At 77.7% G+C, this 6696-nt stretch carries 7 protein-coding genes; 3 read left to right on the top strand and 4 right to left on the bottom strand.

Annotated elements, in window-relative coordinates; all coding sequences use genetic code 11:
- The first annotated feature begins 60 nt into the window (after positions 1–60).
- A complete protein-coding gene (locus ACIBBF_RS22350; protein ID WP_397417748.1) occupies positions 61–1656 on the top strand; it encodes a phytoene desaturase family protein in 1596 nt (531 codons plus the stop codon).
- 36 nt (positions 1657–1692) lie between these two features.
- On the opposite strand, the gene ACIBBF_RS22345 is transcribed toward ACIBBF_RS22350, so the two are convergent.
- Entirely contained in the window at positions 1693–2145 is a 453-nt protein-coding gene (locus tag ACIBBF_RS22345) for an SRPBCC family protein (protein ID WP_397417746.1), read from the bottom strand.
- A gap of 143 nt (positions 2146–2288) precedes the next feature.
- Between ACIBBF_RS22345 and ACIBBF_RS22340 the strand changes: the two genes are divergently transcribed.
- Positions 2289–3113 (top strand): SDR family NAD(P)-dependent oxidoreductase, encoded by an 825-nt coding sequence (locus ACIBBF_RS22340; protein ID WP_397417744.1) that lies wholly within the window; start codon positions 2289–2291, stop codon positions 3111–3113.
- Here the strand turns inward: ACIBBF_RS22340 and ACIBBF_RS22335 are convergent.
- Both ACIBBF_RS22335 and ACIBBF_RS22330 read right to left on the bottom strand, forming a co-directional pair.
- Complete coding sequence (locus ACIBBF_RS22335) at positions 3080–4114, bottom strand: glycosyltransferase (protein WP_397417742.1); 1035 nt, start codon at positions 4112–4114, stop codon at positions 3080–3082. The two genes, ACIBBF_RS22340 and ACIBBF_RS22335, sit on opposite strands and share 34 nt — an antisense overlap.
- Positions 4107–5204 (bottom strand): iron-containing redox enzyme family protein, encoded by a 1098-nt coding sequence (locus tag ACIBBF_RS22330; protein ID WP_397417865.1) that lies wholly within the window; start codon positions 5202–5204, stop codon positions 4107–4109. The genes ACIBBF_RS22335 and ACIBBF_RS22330 overlap by 8 nt, the downstream gene beginning before the upstream one ends.
- Positions 5205–5472: 268 nt before the next feature.
- Between ACIBBF_RS22330 and ACIBBF_RS22325 the strand changes: the two genes are divergently transcribed.
- Entirely contained in the window at positions 5473–5772 is a 300-nt protein-coding gene (locus tag ACIBBF_RS22325) for a CDGSH iron-sulfur domain-containing protein (protein WP_397417740.1), read from the top strand.
- Between the two features lies 1 nt (position 5773).
- Here ACIBBF_RS22325 and ACIBBF_RS22320 read toward each other — a convergent pair whose 3' ends face one another.
- On the bottom strand, positions 5774–6658 hold the full coding sequence (locus tag ACIBBF_RS22320) for a hypothetical protein (RefSeq protein ID WP_397417738.1): 885 nt from the start codon (positions 6656–6658) through the stop codon (positions 5774–5776).
- Between the last annotated feature and the right edge of the window lie 38 nt (positions 6659–6696).

Below are 6696 nucleotides of genomic sequence, written 5' to 3'. Positions count from 1 at the left end.
CGGACGCAGCCGACGAGGGAGCGCGCAGGTGGACACCGACCGCACCGCAGGACCCGCGCCATGGTGAGGACCGTGGACGCCGTCGTCGTGGGCGCCGGACCCAACGGTCTGGTCGCGGCCAACGCCCTGGTGGACGCCGGCTGGGAGGTCCTGGTGCTGGAGGAGCAGGACGCCGTGGGCGGCGCGGTCCGGACCGCCGAGGTGACGGCGCCCGGGTACCGCACCGACCTGTTCAGCGCGTTCTACCCGCTCGCGGCCGGCTCGCCGGTGATCCGCGACCTGCACCTGGAGCAGCACGGGCTCGCCTGGTCGCGTGCGCCGGCCGTCCTCGCGCACGTGCTCGACGACGGCCGGGCCGCGGTGCTGCACGACGACCCCGAGGATACCGCCGCGGGCCTGGAGACGTTCGCCCCGGGGGACGGCGACGCGTGGCTGCGGGTGTTCGCCGGCTGGCAGCGCGTGCGCGACCCGCTGCTCGACGCGCTGTTCAGCCCGCTGCCCGCCGTCGGACCTGTGCTGCGGCTGCTGCGCCGGCTCGGTACGGGCGGCGCGCTGGACCTCGCCCGCCTCGCCGTGCTGCCGGTGCGCCGGCTCGCGGACGAGACCTTCCGGGGCGAGGGCGGCGCTCTCCTGCTCACGGGCAACGCGATGCACGCCGACGTACCGCCGGACGCGGCCGGCAGCGGCGTGTTCGGCTGGCTGCTGGCCATGCTCGGCCAGGACGTCGGCTTCCCCGTGCCGGTCGGCGGCGCCGGGGCGCTGGCCGGGGCGCTGGCCGCACGCGTGCGGGCAGGCGGGGGAGAGATCGTCACCGGGACGCGTGTCGACCGGGTGCTGATCGGGCGCGGTCGCGCCGTCGGCGTCCGGACCGCGCACGGTGAGCTGGTCCGGGCCCGGCAGGCGGTGCTGGCCGACGTCGGCGCGCCCGCCCTCTACCGCGACCTGGTGGGGCTGGAGCACCTGCCGGGGCGCCTGGTGCGCGACCTCGACCGGTTCCAGTGGGACCACCCGACCTTCAAGGTCAACTGGGCGCTGGAGGCGCCGCTGGCCTGGACGGCCGAGGCGGCCCGGGGCGCCGGGACGGTGCACCTGGGCGTGGACCGGCGGGGGTTCGTCGACGTGGCCGCGGCGCTGTCGAAGGGGCAGGCCCCGGCGCGGCCGTTCCTGGTCCTGGGGCAGATGACGACGTCCGACCCGACCCGTTCGCCCCGCGGCACCGAGTCCGCGTGGGCCTACACCCACGTGCCCCACGGCGTGGACTGGACCGACGAGACGGTCGCCCGCCAGGCGCGGCGCGTCGAGGACGCCCTGGACCGCGTCGCGCCCGGGTTCCGCGACGCCGTGGTGGGCAGATCGGTCCAGAGCCCGGCCGACCTGCAGGCGGCCGACGCCAACCTCGCCGGAGGCGCGGTCAACGGCGGCACGTCGGCGGTGCACCAGCAGCTGTTCCTCCGGCCGACGCCGGGCCTCGGCCGGCCCGAGACCCCGGTCGAGCGGTTGTACCTCGCCGGCGCGGCCGCCCACCCGGGCGGTGGCGTGCACGGGGCGTGCGGCTGGAACGCCGCGCGGGTGGCGCTGGCCGCGGCGAACCCGTGGGGCAGGATCCCGCGGGCGCTCGCCCGCAGCGCGTGGGGCCGGCTGCTGCGCGACGGGTGAGGCGCCGCCCGCCGTGCGGCAGCGCCGCCGAGCCGGTCAGTGCGCGAGCTGTCCCGGTGTCCGTCGCTCGGCGAGCAGGGCCAGCCGGCGCAGGGTCTCGACGTTCCGCGGGCCGATCGCGGCGGCGCGCACCGGTCGCGGCAGCAGCGTCCCGGGCCCCTTGTCGGCGTCCTCCGTGATGCGCACCCGGCACCCGTCGCCGGCCGGCGCCACCTCGATGAGCACGCGCGCCTCGCCCGCGGGCCATCCCCGGGCCTGCAGCTCGATGGAGCGCTCCGGGTCCCACGCGCGCACGACCGTCTCGTCGTCGAGCAGCGCCGGCCACAGCCCCACGGAGTGCAGGATGCGGGTGCCCGGCTCCGGCCACGCGCGGTCCACGGCCCGGATGCGGGCCGTGCCCACCACCCAGCTCGAGTACGCCCAGCCGTCGGCCAGCACCCCGAGCACGGCCTCCGGGGCGCAGCGGGCGGCCCGCGTGACGGTCACCATGCTCTGTACGGTAGCGAGGTCCGGGTCACCGGCAACCGGCGGGCCGGGGTCGTGTGCGAGTGGGCGCCGCCGTGCCTAGTGTCGAGGGACGCCCCGGGGCCACCTGCAGGCAGGGAGCCCTGACCCGAGCACGGGAGCGCCCGATGACCGAGCACCAGCCCACCCCAGCCCGGCCCGTGCCGGACGGCGCCGACGCCGCCCTGGTCACCGGGGCGTCGAGCGGTATCGGGTTCGAGATCGCCCGCGAGCTCGTCCGGCGGGGCCACGACGTGGTGGTGGTGGCCGAGCGCGGGGTGGACGAGGCGGTGCGGCGGTTGAGCGAGCACACGGACGTCCGGGTCACGGGCCTCCAGGTCGACCTCGCCCGGCCGGACGGCGTGGAGCAGACGGCCGCCCGGGCGCGGGAGACCGGGGTGCGCACCTTCGTGCTCAACGCGGGCGTCGGCGTGCACGGGCCCTTCCGGCACACCCCGCTGGAGGACGAGCTGCGGCTCGTCGACCTGAACGTCCGCTCCGTGGTGCACCTCGCGCACCTCGTGGTGCCCCGGCTGGTCGCGGCGGGGACGGGACGGATCCTGGTCACGTCGTCGATCGCGGCCACCATGCCCGCACCCCTGTTCAGCACGTACGCCGCGTCGAAGGCGTTCCTGCGCTCGTTCGCGTGGTCGCTGCGCGGAGAGCTCGCCGGAACCGGCGTGTCGGTGACCGCCCTGCTGCCCTCGGCGACCCGCACGCCGTTCTTCCGGTCGGCCCGGATGGAGCGCACGCACATCGGGCGGGCGCCGAAGGCCCGCGCCCGCACGGTGGCCCGCCGGGCGGTCGACGCGCTCCAGGCGGGCCGGGCGGAGGCGGTGCCCGGCCTGCAGGCCAAGGCGATGGTCGCCATCGGCTGGCTGCTCCCGCAGCCGGCCCGCGCGGCGTTCCACGGCTGGTTCTATGCTCCGGGCGCCCGGCCGGGAACCGGCTGACGCCGGAGCCGGTGCCGGGTGTGCGCCGCGCACCGCAGCCGCGTCCCCGCGTACGGCACCCCGCCGCACAGCCACCATCCCGCGGCGAGCCAGGCGCACAGGGCGCGCTCCAGCACCCACGCCGGGGCCCAGAGCGCCGCCGTCGCCGGGAAGTGCTCGACGCCGCCGGCCCGCCGGCGACCGGCTTCCGCGACCGCCACGGAGCCGGCCAGCAGGGCGACCAGGACCACGCGGCCCGATTGCCGCCCGTGCCCGGAGCCCCGCACGGCGAGCGTGGCGGCCGCCGTGAGCAGAGGCGCCAGCGCCAGCTCGGCGAGCAGCCGGGGCGGCTGGGCCAGGGAGTCGTACGCCTGCCGGACCCGCTGCTCGGCGAACCGGCGGAGGTCGGGCGGGCGCCGTCGCACCACGAGGCCGGGCGCGGCCAGGACCCGGCCGCCCCGGGACCGGACCGTCCGTTCGAGCTCCAGGTTCTCGAACAGCACGTGCGGGTCGTACCCGGCGGCGCCGAGCGCGGTGCGCCGGAACGCGACCGTCCCGGCGTAGTCGTGCCCGAACGCCCGGTTGACGAGCGACCGCGCCGTGTCCCACCGGGCGTGCCACGGGAGCGGGGCGAACACGTTCTGCGGGACGACCAGGTCCGCGTCGCCCAGGGCCGCCAGCACCCGGTCGAGCGCGGCGTCGTCGTACCTTACGTCGTCGTCCGCCACCACGACGAGCGCCTCGGTGGTCGCGGCCAGGCCGGCGCGCACCCCGACCACCTTGCCGTTGGTCCGGTGCGGCACCGTGGGCACGACGACGGTGCGCACCCCCGCCCCCCACGCGGCGGCGTGCCGGTCCCGCACCCCGGCCGGCGACCCGTCCGCCACCACCACGGGCACACGCCGCGCGACGCCGCGCAGGTACGCCGCCAGCTCGGCCAGCTCACCGGGGTCGACGCCGGGACGGCGCAGCGGCAGCACGTACACCGCATCGGCGAGCCGGTCAGGCAGGTGCTCAGGCACGCGCGTCGGCAGGATCGTCGAGCGGGGCCAGCAGCGCGGAGTCACCCTGCCGCCAGCGGCGCAGCGCGTGCGCGGCGACGTCACCCTCCACCGCCAGGCAGGCCGCGGCCCCGAACAGCACGTCGTCGCGCAGCGCGGGTTCCTGCTCGGCGAGCCGGCCCGCGAGGTCACGGCCGGCGATCTGCTCGTGCACGGCGTCGGCCTCCACGTGCTCGTCGAAGTACTCGGTGGTGCCCGGGTCGTGGCCCAGGCGCCGGAAGCCGTCGGCGTAGAGCCGGCTCGGGATCGACGACGTCATCTCGAACGCCGCGAGATGGCCGACGATCGCGCCCCGCAGCCGCCGGTGCAGCCCGAACAGGGACATCGTGTTGAGCGCCACCAGCACCTCGGTGGGCACGACGTCGACGTACCGGCCGTAGGCGTCGTCCAGGCCGGCGCCCCGCATCGTCCGTGCGAAGAGCTCGGCGTGCATGCGGCCAGGGCGGCCGCCGCCGTACTCGTCGGCCTGGATCTCCACCAGCGCCGCCTTGGGCGCACCGGCGAGACGCGGGACGGCCCACGTGTGCGGGTCGGCCTCCCGCAGCTGGTAGAGGGACCTGAGCACCAGCAGCTCCCGGGCCTGCGCGGCGTCGGCGCGCCGGGCGACGTAGCGCGCCAGCCGGGGGCCGCCGTCCGAGGCCGTGAGGTCGAACAGCCACCGGGCCACACCGGCGGCGTCGGTCTCGGCGCACGGCGGGTGCGCCGCACGCGTGCGCAGGGCCGCCTCGAACGGTGCCTCCAGCGACTGCCGGACGGCGAGGAGCTCCGGCTCCCACTCCCAGGCGTCGTCGACGCCGTCCACGCCGCGGTGGTGCAGCTCGTACAGGACCGTGAGCGCGAGCTGCAGGTCCGCGTCGCCCAGCACGTCGGGCTCCGGCGCGAGGGCGTCGGCGACGGCGCGGCGCAGGGCTGCCGGCCGGGTTGCCTCCGTGCCCGACGCCGTGCCCGACGTCGGGCCCGACGCCGTGCCGCACCCGGTCCTGGGCGGCCCGGCGGTGAGGACTGCGAGGAGGGCGGCGCTCACCGGGCCGCGGGGGCGCGGCGTCGGCATGCGGTCCGCGGGCCGGGGTCCCGGACCGGCGTCGGTCGTGGTGGCGCTGTCCCGTACCGGTGTGGCGGTCATCTGCGGCTCCTGGTCGTGCGCGGGGCTCGCGCCCCTGCTCGACGCCGTACTCATCGTGCGCACGAACCGCGCCGGTCGCAAGCGCGTCCCGGCCCCGCCGCAGGCAGGTGCCGGGTTGCGAGCGGCACCCGTCCTCCTAGGTTGGGGGCAGGACGCGGCCTAGCGGGACGACGCGAGCGACGACGGGAGCGGGACCATGACCGAGACCACCCGGCCCACCGGCGACCCTGCTGATGCGGCCGACCCCGCCGTCGGCGCGGGCCCCCTCCGCGCGACCGACGTCACCGTCACGGCGTGCCCCGACGGCCCGCTGCTGGTGCGGGGTCCCGCCACCATCCTGGGACCCGACGGCGAGCCCGTGCCGCGCCGCCGCGCGACGGTGGCCCTGTGCCGCTGCGGTGGCACGGCCATCGCGCCGTGGTGCGACGGGACGCACAAGGTCAACGGGTTCCGCACGACCGGGCCGGACGACGGTTCGGCCGCCGGTCCGCGCTGACTCACTCCGACGGCGTGTACCGCTGCTCCGGGGCGAACACCGGGTCGGCGTCGGGGTCGAGCTCGACGTGCAGCGCGCCCCGGAGGTCGTCGAGCACGACGACGGCGCTGCCGTCCACCGGCACGCGGTCCGCCGAGGTGCGCATCCGTGCCGTGACCTCGCGGCGCCCGGCGGGCGTGTCGTAGACGACGGTCACGTCGAGCTCGGGGTCGTTGTGCAGCCAGAGGCGGACCTCGCCCAGCCGGAGCCGGCCCGTGTACCGCAGGCTGTCGCGGCGCAGCCGTTCGATGGTCTCCTGGCGCCCGCGGGCGTGGCGCAGCGCGCCCGGGAGCCGGGCCGCGATCGTCAGCCCCCATCCGGCGGCCAGCACGGCCACGACGGCCGGTATCAGCACGCCCTCCGTGCCCGGCGCACCGTCCAACGTCTCCCGGACCCGCGCGGCCGGGTCGTCCGCCGTGGCGACCCGGGCCACCGCGCCGCCACCGGCACCGAGGGCGACCCCCGCCAGCAGCGGCGCCCACGACCACAGGGACGCGGCGCGACGCTGCCCGAACGTCTCGCGCGCGTGCTCGGCGAGGCCGACCGTGCCGAGCACGGCCAGGTAACCGAGCACGAGCACGCCCGCCACCAGCCAGCCGCCGCTCTGGCCCGCCGTGCAGGAGCCGGCCGTCGCACGGCACAGCAGCCAGGAGGCCACGAGCGCCTCGGCCGCCCAGACGAGGCCGGTCAGCAGCGCCGGCGCCAGCAGCCGGGCCGTCACCCGCCCGGGTGCCCGGCCGGGGGCGAGCCCCGTGAGCCGCGATGCCCGGTCGGTGACGGAGAACACCGGACGGTGGTCCCACCAGTGGGCCGAGACCTCGTCCCGGGGGGTCACGGCCTCGGTCATGTCTGCCTCCCGCTCGGTCCCCGTCGTCGGGGTGCCGT

The sequence above is a fragment of the Promicromonospora sp. NPDC050880 genome (assembly GCF_044456525.1).
In the GTDB taxonomy this organism is placed as follows: Bacteria; Actinomycetota; Actinomycetes; order Actinomycetales; family Cellulomonadaceae; genus Promicromonospora.
Note: the sequence above shows the minus strand (reverse complement) of the source record. Positions and strands in the feature narration are given on the sequence as shown.

Coding starts and splice junctions, on each gene's coding strand:
- ACIBBF_RS22350 (WP_397417748.1), top strand. CDS start 61: ATGGTGAGGACCGTGGACGCCGTCGTCGTGGGCGCCGGACCCAACGGT.
- ACIBBF_RS22345 (WP_397417746.1), bottom strand. CDS start 2,145: ATGGTGACCGTCACGCGGGCCGCCCGCTGCGCCCCGGAGGCCGTGCTC.
- ACIBBF_RS22340 (WP_397417744.1), top strand. CDS start 2,289: ATGACCGAGCACCAGCCCACCCCAGCCCGGCCCGTGCCGGACGGCGCC.
- ACIBBF_RS22330 (WP_397417865.1), bottom strand. CDS start 5,204: ATGCCGACGCCGCGCCCCCGCGGCCCGGTGAGCGCCGCCCTCCTCGCA.
- ACIBBF_RS22325 (WP_397417740.1), top strand. CDS start 5,473: ATGACCGAGACCACCCGGCCCACCGGCGACCCTGCTGATGCGGCCGAC.
- ACIBBF_RS22320 (WP_397417738.1), bottom strand. CDS start 6,658: ATGACCGAGGCCGTGACCCCCCGGGACGAGGTCTCGGCCCACTGGTGG.